Below are 22,266 nucleotides of genomic sequence, written 5' to 3'. Positions count from 1 at the left end.
ATTTCCGAATCCGGCGGCGATCCGAGCCGCTGAATCAGCAAATCGTCCCCAAAGTGGTTGTGAAGTGAACAGTATTGTGCCTAGCCCCAGGATGCCCAGGCAAGCGAAGCCGAGATACAGCGCCCAGATCGAGCCGCGCAGGCAGGTCATGCCCATGAACCCCGCCGCCAGCGCCAGCACCGACAACGTGGCGACGATGCGCGCGCCGTGGCGAAGAATCAGCCAGCCGGCCAGTTGCGCGGCGATGACGGTGCCGCCGAACATGAAGCTCATCGCCGCCTGCAGCGCCGAGCGCTCCCAGCCGAAGGCTTCCTGCAGGGGCACGACCATCGCACCATAGCCATACAGCAGCAACGCGGCCACGCCGGTGCCGTTGCCGACCAGCGCGACGCACAAGGCGCGCCACCCGAGCCTGAACTCACGCAGGTCAAGGACGGCAGGCAAGGGCGGCGATGTCGCGGGGGATGCCGGCGTGGAAGGCGGCTGCGCTGTGGTCATGCTGGTCTCCATTTGAATGTGCCCGGCGCGCTTGGGGCAGGTCCCTGGGCGCGTTTATTCCGTCGGATATTAGACAGTAATCGATATTGTGTGTATTATTTTGGCGATATTAAGGGTATCTCCGCAGGTGCCTTCATCGGCCTTACCCATGGACCAACATGTCTCGAACGCTTCGCGCAGCGTGAATGCCACGGGGTTCGCCGGCGTCCCTGCCTCGGACCTCTATACCGTGGCGGGCGGCGAGTTCATCCGGCGTCAGCGCATGCCTGCGCCACGCCTGTCGGTGGATGCGCATATCTGCACGCCCAGCCTGGAGGTCAACGTCCGCACGCTCACGCTGGATGAACCGCTGGATGCGGTGTTCCGGCCTTCGATGAGCTATCTGGATCTGTGCCTGAGCGGACGTTCCGGCGCGGATTGCGGCGCGTTCCGTGGCAGCGAAGCGCAAACGGCATTTGCCACGCTGGGCGACAGCGTATTGGTGCCGGCCGGTCAGACGTTCCATGTCCGCTGCGGCCCGATGGACCGGCGCGTGGTTTGCTGCATGTTCGACGCCGCATGGCTTGACGGCCTGCGTGACTGGCAATGGGGCAACGGGGAGCTGGCGCTGTGCCGCGACCTTCGCATCCCGCCGGTACGCGAAGCGATGCTGCAACTGGCACGCGAGGCGCTTGCGCCGGGTTTCGGCAGCGACGTGCTGGCCGAGTCGCTGGTGCTCTCGATGCTGGTGCAGGTTGCCCGCCATTTCAGGGGCTTCGAGGATTCGCTCAAGCTCGGCGGCAGCCGGCTGGCGCCATGGCAGTTGCGCCTCATCCGCGAGCGGGTGGAGGCGGCCAGCGGCCCCTCGCCGAGCATTGCAGAACTCGCTCTCGCGTGCCGCATCAGCCCGCGCCATCTCGCACGCACATTCAAGAACAGTACGGGCAGCACGCTTGGCGGCTTTATGGCGGACGCTCGCATCCGCCAGGCCAAGGCGCTCCTGTCGCGGCGCGAGGTGATGATCAAGGCCGTGGCCTTCGAGTGCGGGTTCCAGAGCCCGGCCGCGTTTGGCGCAGCGTTCCGCAAGGTCACGGGGCGCAGCCCGCGCGAGTACCGGCTGGACGCGCTCGGCCTGCAGGTCGCTCCAGTGCACGAGATGTCCGTCCAGCGATAGTTTGACTGGACAGAGCAACCGGTTCTGCTTCTGTTCAAGTCATGGCTTCCATAGGATTAGGCACGCACCGAAAACAGAGTGCGCTTCGCTACGGCGACCCGCCATTCCACCTATGGAGACAAACCATGACCGACCTGTATGCCAGGTTGCTGGACGAGCCCACGGCGCTCATCGGCGCCTGCTATGACGAGGCTTTCCGCCTTACGCCGGACCAGATCCGGGACATCCAGCTGAACGGCGTGCGCAAGCGTTTTGCCGAGATGCGCGGCAAGATCCCCGTGCTCGACAAGCTGGCCACGGAGCAGGGCATCGACGAGATCCGCAACATCGACGATGTGGCGCCGCTGCTGTTCGCGCACACGGTGTACAAGTCCTATCCGATGTCCTACCTGGAACGCGGCCAGTTCGATAAGCTCACGCGCTGGCTCAACGGCCTGACCACCCAGGACCTGAGTCAGGTCGATGCCACGGGCGTCAAGTTGATCGACGACTGGGTGGACCTGCTGGATGCCAAGACCAGCTTGCGCGTGTTCCATACCTCGGGGACCACCGGCAAGCTATCTTTCCTGCCGCGCACCGACAAGGAATGGCGCCAGAACATCGAGCTTTCGGCCAATCGCATCCGCGACTGGCGCGGTCCCGGCACCGGCCCGGATCTCATCAAGAACAAGCGGCCGCTGATTGCGCCGACTTACCGCAAGGGCGCCAGCGCGGCGGCGCGTGGCAGTGGCTACCAGGTGGAGATGTACGCGGGCGGTGAGGACAATGCCTTGTTCATGTACCCGGATTCCCGCTTCTCGGCCGACGTTGCCTCGCTCTCCGGCCGGCTGGCCGCGGCCGAGGCGCAGGGCGAACTGGGCACGCTGCAGATCTCCGACGCGCTGCTGGCCAAGCGCGACGAACTGGTGCGCGTGGAGCGCGAACGCCCGCAGCAGCTGAAGACGTTTTTCTCCGACGCGATCCGGCGCTTTGGCGGCAAGGACGTGTATATCGGCGCGGTCTGGACCATCCTCTACGACACCGCGGCCGAGGGCCTCGCGCAGGGCGCGCGCAGCGTGTTCGGCCCGGGCAGCGTGCTGCACACCGGCGGTGGCAAGAAGGGCAAGAACATGCCCGACAACTGGCGCGAGCAACTGGTGGAGTTTCTCGGCTTCCACAACTTCTACGAGTTCTACGGGTGCAGCGAGCAGATCGGCTTCAGCATGCGCTGCGAACACGGGCACTATCACGTCCCCCCGACCACCATCCCGTTCTTGCTCGATCCGGCCACCGGCAAGCCGCTGCCGCGCAAGGACGGCCTGACCGGGCGCTTTGCCTCGCTGGACCTGCTGACCAGTACCTACTGGGCCGGCCTGGTGACGGGCGATGAGATCACCATGCACGGCTTCGAAAAGCCTTGTGCCTGTGGACGCACCGGGGCCTACCTGCTGCCGGATATCCGGCGCTACAGCGAGAAGGAGGGCGGCGACGACAAGGTGATCTGCGCGGGCGCCCCCGCCGCGCATGACCAGGCCCTGAGCTTCCTGAACGAACTGTCGGAGTGAGACTGCAATGACTACCTACCAAGTCCCGCTGATCATCCGCGGCAAGGTGATCGAGGGTGACGAACTGACCTTTGGCGGCCGCCGTGGCGGCGTGTCGTTCACCGCGCCGGATGTCGGCAAATACGCCGACGAGCTGACGCTGCGCGCGCCGTCGATGATGTCCGACCTGTACACGCTGAGCCTGGATCAGATCGTCGATTACCTGGTCGAACTTGGCCAGCACCTCAACTTCTCTGACAACCGGCACCTGCAGGCGGCATTTGCGCTGTCATGCGCCACTTCGGGCCTGTCGGAGAGCATCCTGCGCTTCCACTACACGCGCATGCCGCGTTTGTTCAACCGGGAGGAGCTCTACAACATCGTCGCGCGCTCGGTCGGCGCGGACTACCTGGAGGGCTGGGTCGAGCAGCCGGGCGTGCTGATCCCCGGCGTCACGGCCAGGACCCGTGCCTTCGGCGCGCGCTGCGTGCACGTGATCGCCGGCAACGCGCCGGTGGTGGCCGTGCTGACCGTGATCCGCAATGCGCTGACGCGCTCCGATGCCATCATCAAGGCGCCCTCCAACGATCCGCTGACGTCGATGGCGATCGCGCGCACGATGATCGACATGGCGCCGGACCATCCCCTGACGCGACACCTGAGCGTGGCTTACTGGAAGGGCGGCGACGAGCAGGTGGAGCAGCGCATCTACGACCCGCGCAAGGTGGAGAAACTGATCGCGTGGGGTGGCTTCGATTCGGTCAAGCACATCACCCGATACCTGCAGCCCGGCCTGGACCTGATTACGCTGGATCCCAAGCTCAGCGGCACCATCATCGGCAAGGAGGCGTTCGAGGACGATGCCACGCTGGCCAGCGTGGCCCGGCGGCTGGCGCTGGATGTCGGCGCGCAGAACCAGGAAGCCTGCGTCAGCGCGCGGGTGGTCTATGTGCAATCCGGCACCGACGCGGCGGGGCTGGCGCGCTGCGAAGCGCTGGCACGCCTGGCCTTCGAGGCGCTGCAGACGCTGCCCGATACGCTGTCGACCCCGCACAAGGCGTTCGATCCCGCGCTCAAGGAGGAGATCGACGGCATCCGTATGATCGACGAGGACTACACGGTGTTCGGCGGCAAACGCAACGAGGGCGCGATGATCGTCTCCAGGGACGGCGCGCCGGTGAGCTTCTCGCGCATCCTGGGCTGCCGTGTCGGCAACCTGGTGCCGATCGACGAGATCGATACCGCGGTGCGCTCGGTCAATGCCTATACGCAGACCATCGGCGTCTTCCCGGAGTCCCTGAAGGTGGCGATGCGCGACAAGCTGGCCTTCCAGGGGGCGCAGCGGCTGGTGTCGCTCGGCGCCGCGGCCACGCTGCAGCACAACCTGGACCGCCAGGATGCGATCGAGCCAATCCGCCGCATGGTCAAGTGGGTGACGGAGGAGGCGGGCGATCCCGCGTTGATCGAATCGCTGGCGGGCTGAACGCGCGGCCGGTGTCGATGCTGGCCGCAGTTCAGCATCACTCAAAGACAAAATCGTTTCAAGACAGAAAGGAAGAGGAGACCATGGACGCGATCGAAGGCAAGGTAGTGATGATCACCGGCGCCAGCAGCGGCATCGGCGAGGCATGCGCGCGCCAGCTCGCCAGGCGCGGTGCCAGGCTGGTGCTGGGCGCAAGGCGGGAGGACAGGCTCGCGGCGCTGGCCGCCGAACTTGGCGACAACGTGCTGTGGGCCGCCACCGACGTCACCCAGCCGGCGGCAGTACAGTCGCTGGCTGAGGCGGGGCGCGAGCGCTTCGGGCGCATCGATGTGCTGGTCAACAACGCGGGCATCATGCCGGTGTCGCTGATTGCACAGGGTTGCGTCGACGACTGGAGCGGCATGATCGATGTCAATATCAAGGGCGTGCTGTATGGCATCCACGCGGTGCTCGGCGGCATGCTGGCGCAGGGGGCGGGACATGTCATCAATATCTCGTCAGTGGCGGGCTTGACGGTCGGCCCCGGCGGGGCTGTGTACTCGGGCACCAAGTTTGCCGTGCGTGCGATCAGCGAGGGGCTGCGCCAGGAATGCGTGGGCAAGGTGCGGGTGACCTCGATCTGCCCGGGGCTGGTGGCGAGCGAGCTGACCGAGAGCATCACCGTGCCGGCGTTCAAGGCGCGGGCGCAGCAACTCTATGAGGGCGCGATGTCGGCGGATGCGATCGCGGATGCCGTGGTCTATGCGATCTCGCAGCCCGGGCATGTGGCGGTGAACGAGATCGTGGTGCGTCCGCTGTCGCAGTCATTCTGAGCGCGGGGGGAGGGAATACGACAGGGCGTGTTTGCTCGGCTTCAGCCTTAGAATGCGGGAGCGGCGCTGGCGGCCATCGGCTGGCCGGTTGCCCGCCCCCATCTCATCACTCAAGCCATGTGCCCTCCCGGTCCCGATCCCGCGCCAGATGTTGATACGCCCGCCTCGCCATCCCGCAAGCGCGCCACCATCGGCCGCCTGCTCAAGGAGGCGCGCCAGGCGTTCTCTGAAAAAGGGCTGGCCGGCGCGCGCGTGGACGACATCGCGCGCGCGGCGGGCGTGACCAAGCAGCTCGTCTATCACTACTTCAACAGCAAGGAGCAATTGTTTGCCAGCGTGCTGGATGAGTCGGCGCAGGATGTGCTGGCGGACCTGCTGGCGCTGGAACTGGATCACCTGCCGCCCACGCAGGCGCTGCGGGTGCTGCTGGAGCATGCCTTTGACCAGTACCGCCACGACCCGACCCTAGGCTCGTTGGCGCAGGAAGGGCTGCGCTTTCACGAGCACAACGCCCAGCATGCCAACCGCTTCCAGGCCCGCGCGCCCGCACTGGTGGCGCAGATGGAGCGCATCCTGCTGCGCGGCGCGCAGTGCGGCGAATTCCGGCCCGATATCGACGCGCGCCTGTTCTATGCCGCCTCGGCGCTGCTGACCACCGGCGGCTTTACCAACCGCTATACGGTGTCGGCGGTGGCCGGCTTCGATACCACCGCGCCGCAGGGGGTAGCGGCGTGGCGCCAGTTCTCGGTGGACTTCGTGCTGGCCGCGGTGCTGGCCGGCGAGCGCCCCTCGCTGCAGCGCCCGGCGGCCGATGCCGTGGCTTGCATACCTTCAGCCCATGCCCCACGCTGAAAGCACGGCACCGGCAATCGCTAGCGCGCTCATGCTGCTGCGCTCGCTCTTGCCAAGGAAGCGCTGCACGCGCTGGGCTGCGATACGCCCCGGCATGCCATTGACGCCGCCACCCGGGTGGATGCCCGCGCCGCCGAAATACAGGCCGGCCACCGGCAGCGTGTTACCTCCCAGGCCGTAGGCCGGGCGCAGCGTATTGGAGCGCATGGTGCTGGTGTCGATATGCACCACGCAGCCGTTGACGGTATTCAGGCGCCGCGTGAAATCCGGCGCGGCTTCCATCCGGCGGGCGATCTCTTGCGTCTTCAGGCCGTCGACGTACTGGCTGGCCTGGTCGATCACCTGCTGCGTCACGCGCTCGCGGATGGCATCCCAGCCCTCGCGTGGATGCGTCGGCATGGCGGGCGGATAAAGGTAGACCGTATCCTGCCCGGCGGGCGCCAGCGATGGGTCCACGGCGCTCGGCGCGGCAATGGTGAGGTAGGGCAGGGTAGGCACCTCGCCCCGCGCCGAGGCGCGGAAGTTCTCCAGCACGGCTTCGGTCGTGCCGATCAGCAGGCAGGTCTTGCGCAGGTCCAGCCCGTCGCCGCGCTGGTCCTCAAAGCGCTTGAGCGAGATCTGGCCGTTAAGGGCCATGTCGACCTTCAGGGGCGACGCGCCGTGCGCGTTGGCCGGCGCGTGCGTGATGCGTGTCAGCAGCCGTGGCTCGACCTGGCCCGCGGTGACGAGGTCCAGCGCCACCTTGGGGTGGCAGCTGGCAATCACGGCGCGCGCATGGAACTCGCGGCCATCGGCAAGGCGCACGCCGCGCACGCGGCCCTGGTCCGCCACGATTTCCTGGACCGACGCGGAAGTCAGGATCTCGCCGCCAAGTTCGCGCAAGCGGGCGGCCATCGCATTGGACAGCGTCTGCATGCCACCCACCACCCGGCCAACCCCGAAGCGGTGCAGGAAGCCGAGCAGCGCGTAGTAGATGCCGCTGCCGTCGCTGGTGATGGGGCCGGCCAGGCCGGTCAGGCAGCACATGGCCGAGATGGTGACCGGGTGCTCGAAACGCTCCAGCGCCGCCTGGTAGGCGGAGCCGGTGAGCAGCGTCATCAGCTCGGGCTTGAGCTTGCGGTTGCGCAAGGCCGCGCGGAACGCCTCGAACTTGGCGCCCACGTTCAGCTCGGCCGGGTCCACCCGCATCATGGGCACGGCCATGTCGATGAAGGCCAGCACCACATCCATGAAGGTCAGGAAAGCGTCCGCATCCTTAGGGCTGAAGCGCCGGATTTCGTCGGCGGTCTTCTTCGGATCACGCCAGAACACCAGCGAGGTGCCGTCCGGATGCAGGTAGACATAGCCCGGGGTCAGTTCGATCTGGCGGAAGCCGTGCCGGTCAAGCTCCAGCTCCGCCGGCACCCGCGGATGCACGCGCATCGACATCATGTCCAGCGCGCAAGGGTGGACCAGGTGGCCAGGCGCCTCAGGCAGCAGGTAGCCCGACGAGGCCATGCCGCCCACCTTGTCCAGCGCTTCGAGCACCAGCACCTTCTTGCCGGCGGCCGCCAGGTAGCAGCCAGCCGAAAGGCCATTGTGGCCGCCGCCGACGATGATGGCATCGTGGGTTTGCTTGCTTGTCATGTTGTCTCCATCCTGTTTGTCGTTCTGGGTGCAGCCTTGGCGCCCGGATGGCTCCGGTCAGTGCGTTTGGTCTTGCCCGTATCGCTTAAGTGGATCACAATTGCGAAAAGTGTTCAATAAAATATTGCTGACCCGGGGTCAAACGGTAATGCGTCCATACGGACGCTTCAGCGGTACGTATCCCCGGGCAATGACATCCAGTAAGGAGACCGAGATGAGCAACAGCGCAGCACCCGCCCTCGAGACGGCTTTTGCCGGCGTGGCGGAGAACTACCGCGGCAGCGATGTCGACCTGCATGCGATCTACCGCGACATGCGCAGGAATTCGCCGGTGATCCCGGAGGATTTCATGGCACGCCTGGGCGTGCCCACCATCGCCGGGCTGGACCCCGACCGGCCCACCTTCACCCTGTTCAAATACAAGGATGTGATGGCGGTGCTGCGCGATGCCACCAATTTCACCAGCGGCTTCATCGCCGAAGGCCTGGGCGCGTTCTTCGACGGACTAATCCTGACCGGCATGGACGGCGACGCGCACCGCCGCGCGCGCGCCTTGCTGCAGCCTGTCTTCATGCCCGAGGTGGTCAACCGCTGGCGCGATGCCAAGATGGATCCGATCGTGCGCAACGAATACATCGTGCCGATGGCAGCCGCAAAACGGGCCGACCTGATGGACTTCGGCCTGCATTTCCCGATCCGGCTGATCTACTCGCTGATCGGCTTCCCGGATGACACGCCTGAACGGGTGGAGCAATATGCTGCTTGGGCGCTGGCCATCCTGGCCGGCCCGCAGGTCGATGCCGAACGGGCGGCCGCGGCGCGCAAGGCGGCCATGGCTGCGGCACAGGCGCTCTACGACGCAGTCAAGGTGGAGGTGGTCCAGGTACGCAAGGATGGCGCCAATGGCGACGACCTGATCAGCCGGCTGATTCGTGCCGAGTACGAGGGGCGCCGGCTGGACGACCATGAGGTCGCCACTTTCGTGCGCTCCTTGCTGCCCGCCGCGGGCGAAACCACCACTCGCACCTTCGGCTCGCTGATGACGCTGCTGCTGGAGCGCCCGGCGCTGCTGGAGCGGGTGCGCCAGGACCGCAGCCTGGTGCCCAAGGCGATCGACGAAGCCGTGCGGTTCGAGCCGGTCGCCACCTTCAAGGTGCGACAGGCGGCCAAGGACGTGGAGATCGGTGGTGTCCTGGTGCCCAAGGGGGCGATGGTCCAGTGCATCGTCTCATCTGCAAATCGCGACGAGGAAGCCTTCGAGAACAGCGAGACCTTCGATATCGACCGCAGGCCAAAGCCTTCCTTCGGCTTCGGCTTTGGCGCGCATATGTGTATCGGCCAATACATCGCCAAGATCGAGCTTCAGGCGGCGGTCAACGCCATCCTGGACCTGCTACCCAATCTGCGGCTGGATCCGGACAAGCCGGCCCCCAGAATCGCGGGGGCGCAGTTGCGCGGGCCGCATTCGGTGCCGGTCATCTGGGATTAACTGCTGGGATTCACCGCTGGGAGGGGCGGGGGCGCTGCAAGCGCCCCCGCTTGCTTCGCTCAGAGCTGGGAAGCAGGCAGGTGCACCACCAGGCCGTCCAGTTCCGGTGCCATGGTCAGCATGCAGGACAAGCGGCTGTTGGCGCGCCGCGGCTCGGCGGTGCTGTCCAGCATGGCATCCTCCATCTCGTCCACGGGCGGCAGCTTGTCCAGCCAGGCTTCCTCCACGAAGACGTGGCAGGTGCAGCATTGGCAAGCGCCGCCGCAATCGCCGCTGATGCCGTCGACGCCGCGCTCCAGGGCGCTTTGCATGACCGTGGCGCCGGTTGACACCTCGACATCGGTACGGGTGCCGTCGTGGCGGATATACGAAAGCTTGGGCATCATTGTCTCCTCTGGGTTTTCTTGCGTTGCAGCCGGGCGCGCTATAGCGACCGGCTGATGATTTCCTTCATGATTTCGGACGTGCCGCCGTAGATGCGCGCAACCCGTGCATCCACCCACGAGCGGCCGATCTTGTACTCGCTCATGAAGCCGTAGCCGCCGTGCAGCTGGAGCAATTCGTCGAGCAGCTTGCCTTGCAGCTCGGAGCCGAGCAGCTTGCACATCGCGCCCACCTCGGCGGTGAGCTCAAAGCGCATCGCCTTGGCCAGGCAGTCGTCGACGAAGACGCGCAGCATGGTGGCCTGCGCCTTCACCTCCGCGAGCTTGAAGCGCGTGTTCTGGAAGTCGAACACCGGCTTGCCAAATACCACGCGATCGCGGGTGTACTGGATGGTCTCCGCCAGCAATGCTTCAATCGACGCGGCGGCGCGGATGCCGATGATGGTGCGCTCCCACGCGAGCTGGTGGGTCAGGTAGTGGAACCCCTGGTTCTCTTCGCCAAGGCGATTCTCCGCCGGTACGCGGACATGATCGAAGAAGAGTTCCGAGGTGTCCTGTCCCTTCAGGCCGATCTTCTCCAGCAGCTTGCCCTTGGAGAAGCCGGGCCGGTCTTCCTCGACGCAGATCAGCGTCAGGTCCTTGGATTTCGAGTCGAGCTTGGTGGCCGTGACCATCAGGCCGGCATTGCCGCCATTGGTGATGAAGGTCTTCTGCCCGTTGACGATGTAGTCGCCGCCGTCGCGCGTGGCGCTGGTGCGCATCGAGCGCAAGTCGCTGCCGATGCCGGGCTCGCTCATGGCGATCACGCCGATCAGTTCGCCGCTGGCCATGCGGGGCAGCCAGCGCCGCTTCTGTTCCTCGCTGCCGTAGGCGACGATGTAGGGTGCGACGATCTCGGAATGCGTGGTGAAGCCGATGGCGGTGGCGTTGACGCGGGCCAGCTCCTCGATCATGACGGCGGAGTGGCCGAAGTCGCCGCCGGCGCCGCCATATTCCTCCGGTACTGTTGCGCACAGCAGGCCGATCTCGCCGGCCTTGCGCCAGATCTCCTTGGGCACGATGCCGGCCCGCTCCCAGTCGGGCAGGTGGGGCACGATCTCGCTGTCGATGAAGCGACGCGCCTGCTGGCGGAATAGTTCGTGGTCTTCTCGGAATACGGTCCGCATGGTCAAGTCTCTGAGGATAGGCGTCGTTAAGGGTGATGCGTGGTTCAGGCTTGAACGCGCTCGTGATGAGCGGGAAGGTCCAGGCGGCAGGCCGTCAGCGCGGGCCACAGCGCCGCGGCGCCGGCACCGCACACGGCCTGGCCGAGGCGCTGCGACCAGGAGGTGGCATTGCCGAATTCACTGCGCCAGGACCAGAGCCGCCGCGTGGACAGGTGCAGCGCATGTTCATGGGTAAAGCCGATGGCGCCATGCACCGTGTGCGCGACCGACGCCGCGACGCCCGCGGCTTCGGCAGTGCAGACCTTGGCCGCGGCGATGGGCAGGGCGGCAAAGCCGCCGGCGGCATCAAGGGACAGGGCGAAGGCGCATTCCGCCGCGACCGCGGTAGCGCCGGCGTGTTCGGCGAGGACCGCAATCTGCTGCTGCAGAGCCTGGAAGGCGCCGATCGGCTTGCCGAACTGGACCCGCTCGGTAGCGTAGCGCGTGGCCAGGTCCAGCACGGCCTGCGTGGCGCCGGCAATCTGCGCGCAGCGCAGCAGCGCGCCGCCGAGCTGGAGCACATCGGCGGGCGTTCCGGCAGGCAGCGGCGCACTGGATAGCGGGAACACATCATCGAAGTGCAGATCGTCGCGCGGCTCGCCGGCGGTGTTCTGGCGAGGTTGGCAACGCACCCCGGTGGTGTCCAGCAATACCACCGTCGGCTCGGGCCCCTCGGTCACCGCCACCACGCGCTGCACATGCCGGCCCCAGGGGATATCGCGCAGGGTGCCGCCGGCGCGGCCGCGCCGCAGGCTCAGCGCGCCGCCAGCGGCGATGCCCAGAGGCTCGTTCAGTGCTTCCAGGCCGCTCTGCCCGAGCAAGGCGTTGGCAAGCAGCGTCTCGGGCAGGGGCAACGGCAGGTTGTGCCGGCCGGCGGCGCGGACAACGACGAACAGGTCCGCCCAGCTGGCGCCGGCGCCGCCCCGGGCCTCGGGGGCGGCGGCGACGGCAAAGCCGGAGTCCTCCACGCTGGCCCAGAGTGACGCGGGCCAGGCGCCGGTTTCGCAGGTGCGCAGCAGCTCTGCCGTGACGGTGTCGCCAAGCAGGCGCTCGATGGTGCTCTCGAAGATCTCTTGCATGGGATTCACCGTAGCCCGAGCCCGCGCGCAATAATGCCGCGCAGGATTTCGCGCGTGCCACCGCGCAGGGAAAAGGAGGGTGCCATCTGCATCAGGTAAGCCAGCACCTGGGCGTGGTCGCTGCCACCGCCCGCGCTTGGCGGCAGGTCCAGCAGCAGTTGCGCCACCTCCGGGATGTCTTGCTCGAACTGCGTGCCGAGGTCCTTCACGCAGGAGGCGGCCCACGCCGGGTTGTTGCCCGCCGCCAGTTCCGCGGTGACCGATAGGGACATTTGCCGCAGTGTGAAGAGGCGGGCAGCCAGGCGGCCGATCTCCCGCGCCTGCAGCGCATCGGGATGCTTGCCGATCGCGTCGATCAGCGTATGCAGCAGGGCAATGCTGCTGAGAAAGCGCTCCGGCCCGCTGCGCTCGAAGGCCAGTTCCGCCGTCACCTGTGCCCAGCCCTGGCCTTCGGTGCCGATCAAGGCGTCCGCCCCTAGTTGCACATCGTCAAAATAAACTTCGTTGAAATGCTCGCCGCCGGCCAGGTCCCGGATCGGACGGATCGTGATGCCGGGCGATTTCAGGTCGATGATGAACTGCGACATGCCCTCGTGGCGCGACGCGGGCTTCTCGCCGGTGCGCACCAGGGCAATCATGGACTGCGAGTAATGGGCGTTGGTGGTCCAGAGTTTATGCCCGTTGAGTACCCAGCCATCGCCCCGGCGCTGGGCGCGCGTGCGGATGGATGCCAGGTCCGAACCGGAGTTGGGCTCGCTCATGCCGATGCAGAAGTAGCGCTCGCCGCGGCAGATGCCCGGCAGGTATTTGTCGCGCTGGGCCTCGGTGCCGTAGCGCAGGATCAGCGGGCCGCTCTGCCGGTCGGCGATCCAGTGCGCGGATACCGGCGCTCCGGCGACCAGCAATTCCTCGATCACGACATAGCGCGCGAACGGTCCTGCCTCTGCGCCGCCGTAGCGCCGAGGCAGGGCCATCCCCAGCCAGCCGCGACGGCCGAGTTCGCGGCTGAATTCGGGATCGGCCCCCATCCATGAGTCGGCGCGCTGCAGTGGCGACCGATCCTTCAAGGCTTCGGCAAGAAAACCGCGGACTTGCTCACGCAAAGGCTCGGCGTTGGGGGGAATGCGGTTATAGCGGAATGCGTGCGTGGACATGATTCGAGGTGGGCGCGAGGTGGGCGCAAGCCGGGCAGGTGCGGTGAATACCGCGAGGCGACGGTGCTCCCAACACCGCGGCAGCCTGGGCGGCCGCGGCTGGGTGACCGCTGACTTACAGCGCGGCTTGCGCGTCGGCCGCGGCGAACATGCGGTTGATGTCGCCCGACGTGACCGGTTTGTTGGGATCACGTACCGGCGCCGCGCCGCCCATGCCCAGCGCGGGCTCCACGCTCACGTGCTTGGCCAGCGCGCGCAGCGCGCCCACGGTGCAGTTCTCGCGGCCCAGGATCGAGAACGGGTCATAGGAGAACTCGCGCATCGCGTTCAGGTGGGTGATCTTGTTGATCACCTCGTCCGACAGGTGGCCAGCTTGCTGGTGGAACACGTCCGCGGAGCTCGGCCAGGTGCAATCGGAGTGCGGGTAATCGCATTCCCAGGTAACCTTGTCCACATTGATTGCGTCGAGGTTCTTCAGGCCGAACTGATCTTCGATGAAGCAGGTGATGATGTGCTCGTTGAAGATATCGCTTGGCATCTTGCCGCCGAAGTTGGACATGGTCCACGCATGGTGGTGGCGATGGGTGAAGTCGGCCCGCTCCAGTAGGTAGGGGATCCAGCCGATACCGCCTTCCGACAGCGCCATGCGCAGCTTGGGGAATTTCTTCCACATCGGCGCCCAGATCCAGTCGGCGGCCGAGTTGGCGATTGAGATTGGCATGGAGGTGATCCACGCATCGATGGGCGAATCGTCGGACGCATGCGCGGCCTTGGCGCCGGTGCCGATATGGCAGCAGACCACCACGTTGTTGTCGGCGCAGGCCTTCCACACCGGGTCCCAGTAGTCGCTGTGGATCGAGGGGTAGCCGTGCAAGGTGGGGTTATCGGACAGCGTTAGCGCGTGCACGCCTTGCTTGGCCATGCGCCCGATCTCGGCGGCCGCCGCTTGCATGTCCCACCAGGGTGCCAGCATCAGCGGCATGAAGCGGCCGGGCGCGGCGTTGCACCAGTCGTGCAGGTGCCAGTCGTTGTAAGCCTGGATGGCGGCCAGCGACACGCCGCGGTCGGCGTAGCCCTGGAAGCGTTGCCCGGCGAAACCCGGGAACGTCGGGAAGCACAGGGAGCCCAGCACGCCATTGGCATTCATGTCATCCACGCGCGCCTTGATATCCCAGGTGCCGCGGCGCATGTGCTCGTAGCCGAGCGGCTCCATGCCGTATTCCTCTTTCGGGCGGCCTACGACCGAGTTCAGACCCATGTAGCCGGTGGCTTGTTCCTCGAACACCCACACGTCGCGCCCGCTGCGTTCGACAACCTTGGGTTCGCGACCCTTGTACTTGGCCGGCATGTGGCGGGTGAAGGCGTTAGGCGGCTCGATCGCGTGGTCGTCTACGCTGACGAGAATGAGGTCTTCCAGTTTCATCGGTGTCCCCGTGTGTATGGGCTGCCACTGTCTGGCTAGCCGTGTTGTAGCGGATTGGCATTCGGATAGTAGTTAAAAAGTTAGACACAATCAATGCATGTGTGCATATTAAAGATGGATTGCCACGGGGTTTGAGGGTTAACGATGAGGCGAGTGCGCGCGAGGGGGCCTGCCACTGCTTGAGGTGGGCCGATGGATATATGGGGGAAGGTGTGCCGCGCCGGGCGGCGGCATGACGCGGCCGACGGGGTGTCGGCCGCTGGGGAATGGGCGTGCGGGCTGCCGCGCGCTCGGGGTCGGCGCGGTCCTGGCGGGAGGATCAGCAGATCAGAACAGCACGGATTCCAGATTGTGGCCCAGGTCGCGTACGGCTTCGCCCAGCGCCTCTACCTTGTCTTCGCTGCGGTCGCCGCGAATCATCACGGTGGACACGGTAAAGGCGATGTTGCCGCTCGGGTCGCACACCGGCGCGGCGATGGCGAGCACGCCGGTGGCGAAGTAGCCGTCATCGCTGGCCCAGCCGCGGCGCCGCGCGCGGTTGACTTCGCGCAGGTAGTTGTCGAACGAGATCGTGCGGACCCAGCGGAGTTGCTCGAACTCCTCGCGCAGCTGCTCCTCGGTGAGCCCGAGCCTGCCGGCGAAGAGCCGGCCGCTGGCGCCCATCAGGATCGGCAGCCGCTGCCCGGCGGGCATGTCGATGCGCAGGTTGGTGGGGCTGGACTGGGAGCTGACCAGGACGATGCGGTCGGCGCCCAGGCGCCGCCACAGCGTCACCGTGACGCCGAACTCCGCGGCGAGGTCCTGCATGGGCGGGGCCGCCAGCTGCAGCCGCTGGCCTTGCGTGACCAGCTGCTCGACCAGGCGTGCCAGCCCAAGCCCGGCGGAATAGGTCTTGGACAAGGCATTGAAGTCGACCACATCCTCGGCTACCAGGGTGCGCAGGATGTTGAAGCAGGTGCTGGAATTGATGGAGAGGTGGCGCGCGATGTCGGCGGCGCGCTCCGGCGCGCCGGTCTGGGTGAGGTAGCGCAGGATGCGGATGGCATTGGACACCGGCTTCACGGTCACGGCATTGGCCATGGCGTTGGTGGCGGCCCTGACCTTGGGCTTTGGTTTTGCCGCTGGCGCGGCTGTGCTGGCTGGGGCTGTTCGTTTGCGTGCGGGTGCGGCGTTCTGTTGGCTCATGGGTTTGCTGTCTTCCTGGTTCGCGCTTTGGCTCGGCACCGTTCTCGTTCTGTATGCGGTAATTATATTCTGAATCGAGAATTCTACAGTGGAAACTGCCGCCATCGGAATTACCCGCACCGAGCCTGCGCAACGGCGTGGGACCCGGGTCAACCCCGAGTATAAAGGCGACACTTTTGTAAAAACTGTGCATATAATTCGCTCCAGGGCGACACATCGCCAGAAGACACAAGGAGGAGACATGACTTCGGAAAACAAAGCAGCCGTGGTGCTGCAGGTGCGCGCCGATCGCAGCCGTTGCTGCGGCTACGGCCTGTGCGCGCAGCTCTGCCCACAGATCTACAAGCTCGACGAGAACGGCCTGGTCTACGTAGAGGTGGACACGGTGCCGCCGGAGCTGGAGGAGGAGGCGCGCGAAGGCGCGGCTGCGTGCCCGGCCGAGGCGTTGGTGATCGAGGCGGTTTCCGCCTGACGCAATCCATGCACATAGCGCACAGGCAAGCGGGAGACAAATCGCATGGGACGTCTTGATGGCAAGGTCGCACTGATCACCGGTACCGGAGGCGGCCAGGGCAGGGCAGCCGCGCTGCGCTTCGCGCGCGAAGGCGCTAGCGTGTTCGGCTGCGATGTCAATGCGCAGGCGCAGCATGAAACGCTCGAACTCATGCGCGCGGAAGGCCACCGGATGGCTGGCACCGGTAACGTCGATCTTGGCGACCCGGAGCAGGCGCAGCGCTGGGTGGAAGCCGCAGTCGGCGAGTATGGCCGGGTCGACGTCCTTTACAACAATGCCTCGGCGGCGCGCTTCGGATCGGTCGCGGACATGTCCGTGGATGACTGGCGCTTCACCATGCGCAACGAACTGGACCTGGTGTTTTTCGCCACCAAGTTCGCATGGCCGCATCTGGCGGTGCGTGGTGGGGTGATCATCAATATCGCGTCGGTCGCCGCATGGGGCGCTTCCACGACCGCCGGCATCGGCGCGCATTCGGCCACCAAGGCTGGCGTGGTGGCGCTTACGCGCCAGCTGGCCGTGGAGGGCGCGAAGCACCGCATCCGCGCGGTCAGCATCAGCCCCGGCCTGGTGGTGACACCGGGCACCGCCCCCTTTCTGAACAATCCTGCCACGCGCGCTGCGCTGGTCGACGGCATTCCGCTGGCGCGCCCCGGCGAAGCGGATGAGGTGGTGGCTACCGCCTTGTTTGTCGCTTCCGACGACGCTTCCTATATCACCGGCACCGATATCGCCGTCGACGGCGGCATGCTCGCCGTCTGAGCCTCGCGGCGCCCGGTCTTGCCCGGCAAAAGAGACAAAACACTTCAGGAGACAACATGGACATCATCGGCATTGGCTATCTCGGCTTCGAGTCGACCAGGCTGGACGAATGGCGAAGCTATGGCCCCGAGGTACTGGGGTTCCAGATCGGCGCCTCGCCGGAGGCGGACCCCGATTCACTGTATTTCCGCATCGACGACCGCCGGCATCGCTTTGCCTTCCATCCCGGCCAGGCCGACCGGCTGGCCTATATCGGCTGGGAAGCGCGCGGCAAGCTGGAGTTCCAGGCCGCGGTGCAGCGCCTGCGGGACGCCGGTGTGGAGGTCACCGTGGGCGACGCGGCGCTGCGCGAACTGCGCGGGGTCAAGGAGGTGATCCGCTTCCGGGATCCGGTCGGCTACCAGCACGAGCTGTTCTACGCGCAGAAATGGATGCCGCGCTCCTTTATCCCCGGCCGGCCGCACGGCGGCTTTGTCGCGGGCGCGCGCGGCCTGGGCCACCTGGTGGTGATCACGCCGGAGTTCCCCCCGGAGCTGGAGCACTTCCTCACCGAGCTGCTGGGCTTCCACTACTACGGCGCCGGCGCCGGCAAGGGCAAGACCGCGTTCTACCGTTCCCGCCTTAACGAAAGCACCAGCCACGATATCGCCTATGGCCATGGGCCGGGCAAGATGGGCATCCAGCACATCGGCCTGTTCGTCAAGAGCCTGCGCGACGTCGGGGAGACCTACGATATCGTCAAGCAGCGCAAGCTGCCGATGATGATGACGCTGGGCCAGCACACGCAGGACCCGCATGTGTCTTTCTACCATTTCTCGCCCAGCGGCTTTGCCATCGAGATCATCACGGAGCTGGAGCCCTGGCACGAGGACGGCTTCGAGCTGAATCCGGAGAAGCTCAGCACCTGGGGGCATGAACTGGTGGGTCCCATCCTTGGGCCCAGCGTGCGCGCGCCCGAAGAGGTGCTGGACGACGATGGCCTGGCCGTGCTGGCCGGCCTGCAGCGGGTGGCTTGAACCATGAAGCTGGCACGCGTGCGCGACAGGCAGGGTGAGGTGTTCTGGGGGCGGGTGGCCGACGACCTGCAAAGCGTGCAACGCGTAGGCGCGCCCTTTGCGCTATGGGCGCCAGCGGTGGCGCGGCATGGGCAGGCAGCGCTGGAGCTGCGCGGCGGCAGCCTGCCACTCGCGTCGCTGCAGCTGTGTGCGCCGGTCCAGCCCGGCGCGCGCGTGTTCGGCGTGGGCATGAACTACCTCACGCACCTGACCCGGCTAGGCCGCACGCAGCCGCCGCCGCATACCATCGCCTATATCAAGCCGGCCTCGGCCATCGTGCCGCCCGGCGGCGAGATCCAGTATCCCGCCGTGACGCAGCAGCTCGACTATGAAGTCGAGCTGGTCGCCGTGGTGGCGCGCGCGCTGGGCGACGAGCCGCAGGCCAGCGCGTGCCTGCTCGGCTATACGGTGGGCAACGATATCAGCGCGCGCGATGCGGGCAAGCAGCTTGGCTCGCTCGACTTATTCACGCAAAAGGCGCTGGACCGCACCGCGCCGATCGGCCCGTGGATCACTACGCTGGATGAGTTCGGTGGCGCCGGCCAGCCGGCCGTGACGTTGAGCCTGCGCATCAACGGCGAGCAGCGCCAGCACGACAACACAGATCAGATGATCTTCCCGCTCGACGAACTGCTGAACTATGTCGACGCGCGCATCGCATTGCGCCCGGGCGATCTAGTGTTCACCGGATCCACCTGCGGCGTGGGGCTGGAAGACGGCCGATTCCTGCAGTCCGGCGACGTGGTGGAGGCGCAGATCGAGGGCATCGGCGTGCTGCGCAACACCATTGGCCCAAGACGCGTGCTGTCCGAGTACCGGGCGACGGGCCGCCTCGGCAGGCCCGGTTAAGGGCCGGGGCGGCCAGCGGCTGCGGCCCGCTCAGCCGGCGGACTGCAGCGCGGCGCAGGTGCGCGCGTACGGCCGCAGGCCCGACCCAATCAGCCACAGGCCGAACAGCGCCGACGGCGCAGCTGTCAACGCCAGCGAATAACGCAAGGCCGCATCGTCGTGGAAGACGTGGTCGGTAACCAGGGCCACGGCCGTCGGCCCAAGTCCGATCCCCAACAGGCCCGCGAGCAGCAGATAGACCGCAATGGCCCGGCCCCGCATGCGATTGGGCACCACGGCCTGGATGGACGGCGGCGCAGCGGATTGCGCAAGGCCAAGCCCCAGCACGGCCAGGAACAACAGCGCGAAGGCCGATGCCGGGGCCGGCATCAACGGCCACAGCACCGATGGCACGGTAAACAGCGCCGCACCCGCCAGCGCCACGCGCAAACGCGCGGCCGGCATGCCGCGGCGCGTCCACGAGTCGCTCAGGAATCCGCTGGCCAGCGTGCCCGCCGCACCCGCTGCCGCGACGATGATGCCCAGTACGGGGCCCGAGCGCGCGGGCGGCATGCCAAAGCTGCGCTCGAACAATGCAGGCGCCCACGCGAGCGCGCCGTAACCGATGATGGAGAGCAGGGCGGGATAGGTCAGCACGCGCGAGAAGGTGCTGGCGTGCTGGCGCAAGTGGCACACGAAATCAGCCACCGTGGACACCTCGGCGGTGACGTGCAGAGCATGGTCCTCGCGGCGCGCGGGTTCGCGCACCGACAGCAGCAGCAAGATCGCCAGCGGTACGGCAGGTGCGGCGGCGGCCAGGAAGGCCACGCGCCACGCCGGCATGGCGCCGAGCGGTCCAAGCGCCATCCCCTGCGCCGGAATGGCGGCCAGCAGCCACCCGCCAAGCAGCAGCGAGGCGCCCGAACCGATGGCGATGGACACGTAGTACACCGCCAGCGCACGCCCGCGCCGTGCTGGTGCCACGCAGTCGGCAATCAGGGAGTACGCGGCGGGCGCCAGCACGGCTTCGCCAATGCCCACGCCGACGCGCGCCAGCAGCAACTGGTGATAGGTCTGGCCAAAGGCAAATAGCGCGGTAGCGCCGCCCCAGAACAGCAGCCCGATGAAGATCAGGTTGCGGCGGTTGCCCCGGTCGACCAGCCGCCCCAACGGCAGCCCGGCGAGCGTGTAGAAGACCGCGAAGGCATAGCCCTGCAGCAGGCTGAAGGCAGTGTCGGAAATGCCGAACTCCCGGCGCAGCGGGCGTACCACCAGCGCGGGAAGCTGGCGGTCGAGCTGCGATAGCAGCGTGACTGCAAACAGCACGCCAATCACGTACCAGGCATAACGGGCGGACGGGTAGGGCTGGCTCGACGGGGCCGGGGCAGGCGCTTCCGCGGCGGTCCGTTCCGGGTGGGCAGCCGGCTGTTGTACGCCGGCATTCATACCGACTCCGCCGAGGAAACCAGCAGCAGCCGCGCCACGTTGGCGCGCTCGGGCTGGGTCAGCATGAAACGCACGGCGGCGGCCACGTCGGCGGGATCGAGCGGCGGCGTCTGATCGGCGCGCACGGCCTGGCCGCTGGCGCGCAGGCGATCGAAGATCTCGGTCTCCGTAGTGCCTGGCGCAATCGTCCCGATCCGTACGCCGGAGCCTTTCAACTCCACGCGCAAGGCCGAGGTGAACACTTCCAGCGCGTGCTTCAGGCCGCAGTAGGCGCCTACGGAAGAGGAGCTGAGGTAGGCGCCGATGCTGGACACAACGATGATGGCGCCCGAGCCCTGGCGTTTGAAAGCGCGCGCGAACAGGTAAGAGGCGCGCACCACGGCGTCGAAGTTCACCCGCGTCATCCGCGCCACGTCATCCAGGTCGATGGTGTCCAGCGATCCCGCCACGAACATCCCGGCGTTATTGACCAACACGTCGGCGCGGCCGAACTCCGCCATGGCCAGGTCCAGCAGCGCCTGCGGCGTGCCCGGGTCCTCGATGGCGGCGCACAGCCGGACGCTGGGGCCGTGCAGGCTGGCCGATAACGCGGCCAGGCGATCCTCGCGCCGGGCCGTGATGACCAGGCTGGCACCCGCGGCGCTAAGCTCCCGCGCGATGGCCTGGCCGATGCCGGACGACGCGCCGGTGACGATGGCTACCTGCTTGCGCAGATCCATGGCGATCTCCTGTCAGCCAGGGAAGGGGCGGGTTTGCCGCGTTCAGGCCGGCTGCCCGGCGTTCGCTTCTTCACGCAGCCGCACGGCTTCGTGGAAATCACGCTTGAGCGTGGGGTAGTAGGCGATCTGCCCGCCCATGCCGCCGGCGATCTCGATGGACGCCGCGCTAATGAAGCTTGCGTACTCGCTCGACAGAAACAGCGCCATCCCGGCCACGTCCTCTGGCTTGCCGAAGCGGCCGATCGGCACCACCTTCAACACCATCGCATCGAACTCCTCGCGGGTGCAGCCGGCCGGCATTTCCTTGAAGTGGCGATCCCATTGGCCCGTATCGATCCAGCCCATGTTCAGGGTGTTGACCAGGATGTTGTCCTTGGCCAGGGACATGCCCAGGGATTTCGACATGGCGATGCACGCCGCGCGATTGACCACCGAGGGGATGCCGTCGGGCGTCGGCATCACGCCCGCCAGCGCATTGATCTCGATGATGCGACCCCAGCGCTGCTTGCGCATATGCGGCACCACCGCCTGCACGAAGCGGAAATGCCCCATCTGCAAGACGTTGGCGTGCTCGAGGATCTGCTCGGGCGTCAAGGTATCCAGGTTGCCGCCGCGGCCTTGGCCGGCATTGTTCACCAGTACATCGACCCCGCCCCACTGCGCGGCAATGTGCTCGACGAAGCGTTTCACGCCCACTGTGTCGGTGACGTCGACCACATGGGCAATGACGTCCTGCGCACCGCGGGAGCTCAGATCGGCTCCCGCAGCCTTTACGTCGGTTTCGCTGCGCGCGCAAATGGCCACGCGCGCGCCTTCGGCGGCGAAGGCGCGCGCGATGGCGCGGCCGATGCCGCGCGACGCGCCGGTGACAATGACTCGCTTGTTGCTCAGATCGATCTGCATACGCCCATGTCTCCTCACCCGGTTCATGCCCGGTCTGCTTGGTTTGGAATATTGGTAAAGTACACAAAAATCGATAAACTGTACATATATTAAAACCCGCGCTTGGGATGCGCCGGATCAGGCCTTGGGCTCGTCGACGCCGAAGCAGGGACGCGGGAATGACGCAGTCCGCTG

Annotated in this window: 20 protein-coding genes and 1 pseudogene; 10 read left to right on the top strand and 11 right to left on the bottom strand. The window is 66.6% G+C overall.

What is annotated here, in order from left to right; translation table 11 throughout:
* Positions 1 to 498 (bottom strand): annotated as a pseudogene (locus ACGLHR_RS35430) (hypothetical protein); the annotation flags it as partial.
* Between the two features lie 148 nt (positions 499 to 646).
* Here ACGLHR_RS35430 and ACGLHR_RS35425 point away from each other — a divergent pair.
* From ACGLHR_RS35425 to ACGLHR_RS35405, 5 genes are all read left to right on the top strand, one after another.
* A complete protein-coding gene (locus tag ACGLHR_RS35425) occupies positions 647 to 1,651 on the top strand; it encodes an AraC family transcriptional regulator (protein WP_318232405.1) in 1,005 nt (334 codons plus the stop codon).
* 125 nt (positions 1,652 to 1,776) lie between these two features.
* Positions 1,777 to 3,195 carry a hypothetical protein gene (locus ACGLHR_RS35420; protein WP_318232406.1) on the top strand — a complete coding sequence of 473 codons (1,419 nt, stop codon included), beginning with the start codon at positions 1,777 to 1,779 and terminating at the stop codon, positions 3,193 to 3,195.
* A 7-nt stretch (positions 3,196 to 3,202) separates the two neighbouring features.
* Positions 3,203 to 4,657, top strand: coding sequence for an acyl-CoA reductase (locus ACGLHR_RS35415; RefSeq protein WP_318232407.1), 1,455 nt, complete (start codon positions 3,203 to 3,205; stop codon positions 4,655 to 4,657).
* An 83-nt stretch (positions 4,658 to 4,740) separates the two neighbouring features.
* Positions 4,741 to 5,469 (top strand): SDR family oxidoreductase, encoded by a 729-nt coding sequence (locus ACGLHR_RS35410; protein ID WP_400099768.1) that lies wholly within the window; start codon positions 4,741 to 4,743, stop codon positions 5,467 to 5,469.
* 117 nt (positions 5,470 to 5,586) lie between these two features.
* Positions 5,587 to 6,321 (top strand): TetR/AcrR family transcriptional regulator, encoded by a 735-nt coding sequence (locus ACGLHR_RS35405; protein ID WP_318232409.1) that lies wholly within the window; start codon positions 5,587 to 5,589, stop codon positions 6,319 to 6,321.
* Here ACGLHR_RS35405 and ACGLHR_RS35400 read toward each other — a convergent pair.
* Positions 6,301 to 7,947, bottom strand: a complete 1,647-nt coding sequence (locus ACGLHR_RS35400) for a phytoene desaturase family protein (RefSeq protein WP_400099765.1) — start codon at positions 7,945 to 7,947, stop codon at positions 6,301 to 6,303. The genes ACGLHR_RS35405 and ACGLHR_RS35400 overlap by 21 nt on opposite strands.
* 214 nt (positions 7,948 to 8,161) lie before the next feature.
* On the opposite strand from ACGLHR_RS35400, the gene ACGLHR_RS35395 reads away from it, so the two are divergent.
* A complete protein-coding gene (locus tag ACGLHR_RS35395) occupies positions 8,162 to 9,436 on the top strand; it encodes a cytochrome P450 (protein WP_400099764.1) in 1,275 nt (424 codons plus the stop codon).
* Positions 9,437 to 9,495: 59 nt separating this feature from the next.
* Here ACGLHR_RS35395 and ACGLHR_RS35390 read toward each other — a convergent pair whose 3' ends face one another.
* From ACGLHR_RS35390 to ACGLHR_RS35365, 6 genes are all read right to left on the bottom strand, one after another.
* Positions 9,496 to 9,819: a 2Fe-2S iron-sulfur cluster-binding protein gene (locus tag ACGLHR_RS35390; RefSeq protein ID WP_267601565.1), complete on the bottom strand. Its 324-nt coding sequence runs from the start codon at positions 9,817 to 9,819 to the stop codon at positions 9,496 to 9,498.
* Positions 9,820 to 9,860: 41 nt separating this feature from the next.
* On the bottom strand, positions 9,861 to 10,985 hold the full coding sequence (locus ACGLHR_RS35385) for an acyl-CoA dehydrogenase family protein (protein WP_400099762.1): 1,125 nt from the start codon (positions 10,983 to 10,985) through the stop codon (positions 9,861 to 9,863).
* Positions 10,986 to 11,029: 44 nt separating this feature from the next.
* Complete coding sequence (locus ACGLHR_RS35380; protein ID WP_400099760.1) at positions 11,030 to 12,103, bottom strand: acyl-CoA dehydrogenase family protein; 1,074 nt, start codon at positions 12,101 to 12,103, stop codon at positions 11,030 to 11,032.
* A 5-nt stretch (positions 12,104 to 12,108) separates the two neighbouring features.
* Positions 12,109 to 13,257, bottom strand: a complete 1,149-nt coding sequence (locus ACGLHR_RS35375) for an acyl-CoA dehydrogenase family protein (protein WP_400099758.1) — start codon at positions 13,255 to 13,257, stop codon at positions 12,109 to 12,111.
* A 115-nt stretch (positions 13,258 to 13,372) separates the two neighbouring features.
* The gene (locus tag ACGLHR_RS35370; RefSeq protein ID WP_400099756.1) at positions 13,373 to 14,680 is read right to left on the bottom strand and encodes an amidohydrolase family protein; all 1,308 of its coding nucleotides are present in this window, start codon (positions 14,678 to 14,680) and stop codon (positions 13,373 to 13,375) included.
* A gap of 327 nt (positions 14,681 to 15,007) precedes the next feature.
* Complete coding sequence (locus tag ACGLHR_RS35365; protein WP_400099754.1) at positions 15,008 to 15,865, bottom strand: IclR family transcriptional regulator; 858 nt, start codon at positions 15,863 to 15,865, stop codon at positions 15,008 to 15,010.
* 241 nt (positions 15,866 to 16,106) lie between these two features.
* Here ACGLHR_RS35365 and ACGLHR_RS35360 point away from each other — a divergent pair, with 241 nt between their 5' ends.
* The 4 genes from ACGLHR_RS35360 to ACGLHR_RS35345 are packed head-to-tail and all read left to right on the top strand — an operon-like array spanning position 16,107 to position 19,045.
* Positions 16,107 to 16,337 carry a ferredoxin gene (locus ACGLHR_RS35360; RefSeq protein WP_400099753.1) on the top strand — a complete coding sequence of 77 codons (231 nt, stop codon included), beginning with the start codon at positions 16,107 to 16,109 and terminating at the stop codon, positions 16,335 to 16,337.
* A 45-nt stretch (positions 16,338 to 16,382) separates the two neighbouring features.
* Positions 16,383 to 17,141: an SDR family NAD(P)-dependent oxidoreductase gene (locus tag ACGLHR_RS35355; protein WP_400099751.1), complete on the top strand. Its 759-nt coding sequence runs from the start codon at positions 16,383 to 16,385 to the stop codon at positions 17,139 to 17,141.
* A 56-nt stretch (positions 17,142 to 17,197) separates the two neighbouring features.
* Positions 17,198 to 18,157, top strand: coding sequence for a VOC family protein (locus ACGLHR_RS35350; RefSeq protein ID WP_400099750.1), 960 nt, complete (start codon positions 17,198 to 17,200; stop codon positions 18,155 to 18,157).
* A 3-nt stretch (positions 18,158 to 18,160) separates the two neighbouring features.
* A complete protein-coding gene (locus ACGLHR_RS35345; RefSeq protein ID WP_400099748.1) occupies positions 18,161 to 19,045 on the top strand; it encodes a fumarylacetoacetate hydrolase family protein in 885 nt (294 codons plus the stop codon).
* Positions 19,046 to 19,075: 30 nt separating this feature from the next.
* Here ACGLHR_RS35345 and ACGLHR_RS35340 read toward each other — a convergent pair whose 3' ends face one another.
* From ACGLHR_RS35340 to ACGLHR_RS35330, 3 genes are read right to left on the bottom strand one after another with little or no spacing between them, the layout of a single operon-like run.
* Complete coding sequence (locus ACGLHR_RS35340; protein WP_400099746.1) at positions 19,076 to 20,470, bottom strand: MFS transporter; 1,395 nt, start codon at positions 20,468 to 20,470, stop codon at positions 19,076 to 19,078.
* Positions 20,467 to 21,189, bottom strand: coding sequence for an SDR family oxidoreductase (locus ACGLHR_RS35335; protein WP_400099744.1), 723 nt, complete (start codon positions 21,187 to 21,189; stop codon positions 20,467 to 20,469). Before ACGLHR_RS35335 ends, ACGLHR_RS35340 begins: the two co-directional genes overlap by 4 nt.
* A gap of 42 nt (positions 21,190 to 21,231) precedes the next feature.
* On the bottom strand, positions 21,232 to 22,092 hold the full coding sequence (locus tag ACGLHR_RS35330) for an SDR family oxidoreductase (protein WP_400099742.1): 861 nt from the start codon (positions 22,090 to 22,092) through the stop codon (positions 21,232 to 21,234).
* Positions 22,093 to 22,266 lie beyond the last annotated feature (174 nt).

The sequence above is a fragment of the Cupriavidus sp. CuC1 genome (assembly GCF_044627735.1).
Lineage (GTDB): Bacteria > Pseudomonadota > Gammaproteobacteria > Burkholderiales > Burkholderiaceae > Cupriavidus > Cupriavidus ulmosensis.
The sequence above is the reverse complement of the archived record's forward strand: the minus strand, read 5'-3'. Positions and strand labels throughout refer to the sequence as shown.

What these genes read in the sequence shown, in the direction of transcription:
- ACGLHR_RS35355 (WP_400099751.1), top strand. Translation starts at nt 16,383, where the DNA reads ATGGGACGTCTTGATGGCAAGGTCGCACTGATCACCGGTACCGGAGGC.
- ACGLHR_RS35345 (WP_400099748.1), top strand. Translation starts at nt 18,161, where the DNA reads ATGAAGCTGGCACGCGTGCGCGACAGGCAGGGTGAGGTGTTCTGGGGG.
- ACGLHR_RS35335 (WP_400099744.1), bottom strand. Translation starts at nt 21,189, where the DNA reads ATGGATCTGCGCAAGCAGGTAGCCATCGTCACCGGCGCGTCGTCCGGC.
- ACGLHR_RS35420 (WP_318232406.1), top strand. Translation starts at nt 1,777, where the DNA reads ATGACCGACCTGTATGCCAGGTTGCTGGACGAGCCCACGGCGCTCATC.
- ACGLHR_RS35360 (WP_400099753.1), top strand. Translation starts at nt 16,107, where the DNA reads ATGACTTCGGAAAACAAAGCAGCCGTGGTGCTGCAGGTGCGCGCCGAT.
- ACGLHR_RS35380 (WP_400099760.1), bottom strand. Translation starts at nt 12,103, where the DNA reads ATGCAAGAGATCTTCGAGAGCACCATCGAGCGCCTGCTTGGCGACACC.
- ACGLHR_RS35400 (WP_400099765.1), bottom strand. Translation starts at nt 7,947, where the DNA reads ATGACAAGCAAGCAAACCCACGATGCCATCATCGTCGGCGGCGGCCAC.
- ACGLHR_RS35330 (WP_400099742.1), bottom strand. Translation starts at nt 22,092, where the DNA reads ATGCAGATCGATCTGAGCAACAAGCGAGTCATTGTCACCGGCGCGTCG.
- ACGLHR_RS35385 (WP_400099762.1), bottom strand. Translation starts at nt 10,985, where the DNA reads ATGCGGACCGTATTCCGAGAAGACCACGAACTATTCCGCCAGCAGGCG.
- ACGLHR_RS35425 (WP_318232405.1), top strand. Translation starts at nt 647, where the DNA reads ATGGACCAACATGTCTCGAACGCTTCGCGCAGCGTGAATGCCACGGGG.
- ACGLHR_RS35370 (WP_400099756.1), bottom strand. Translation starts at nt 14,680, where the DNA reads ATGAAACTGGAAGACCTCATTCTCGTCAGCGTAGACGACCACGCGATC.
- ACGLHR_RS35415 (WP_318232407.1), top strand. Translation starts at nt 3,203, where the DNA reads ATGACTACCTACCAAGTCCCGCTGATCATCCGCGGCAAGGTGATCGAG.
- ACGLHR_RS35375 (WP_400099758.1), bottom strand. Translation starts at nt 13,257, where the DNA reads ATGTCCACGCACGCATTCCGCTATAACCGCATTCCCCCCAACGCCGAG.
- ACGLHR_RS35365 (WP_400099754.1), bottom strand. Translation starts at nt 15,865, where the DNA reads ATGAGCCAACAGAACGCCGCACCCGCACGCAAACGAACAGCCCCAGCC.
- ACGLHR_RS35340 (WP_400099746.1), bottom strand. Translation starts at nt 20,470, where the DNA reads ATGAATGCCGGCGTACAACAGCCGGCTGCCCACCCGGAACGGACCGCC.
- ACGLHR_RS35395 (WP_400099764.1), top strand. Translation starts at nt 8,162, where the DNA reads ATGAGCAACAGCGCAGCACCCGCCCTCGAGACGGCTTTTGCCGGCGTG.
- ACGLHR_RS35390 (WP_267601565.1), bottom strand. Translation starts at nt 9,819, where the DNA reads ATGCCCAAGCTTTCGTATATCCGCCACGACGGCACCCGTACCGATGTC.
- ACGLHR_RS35410 (WP_400099768.1), top strand. Translation starts at nt 4,741, where the DNA reads ATGGACGCGATCGAAGGCAAGGTAGTGATGATCACCGGCGCCAGCAGC.
- ACGLHR_RS35350 (WP_400099750.1), top strand. Translation starts at nt 17,198, where the DNA reads ATGGACATCATCGGCATTGGCTATCTCGGCTTCGAGTCGACCAGGCTG.
- ACGLHR_RS35405 (WP_318232409.1), top strand. Translation starts at nt 5,587, where the DNA reads ATGTGCCCTCCCGGTCCCGATCCCGCGCCAGATGTTGATACGCCCGCC.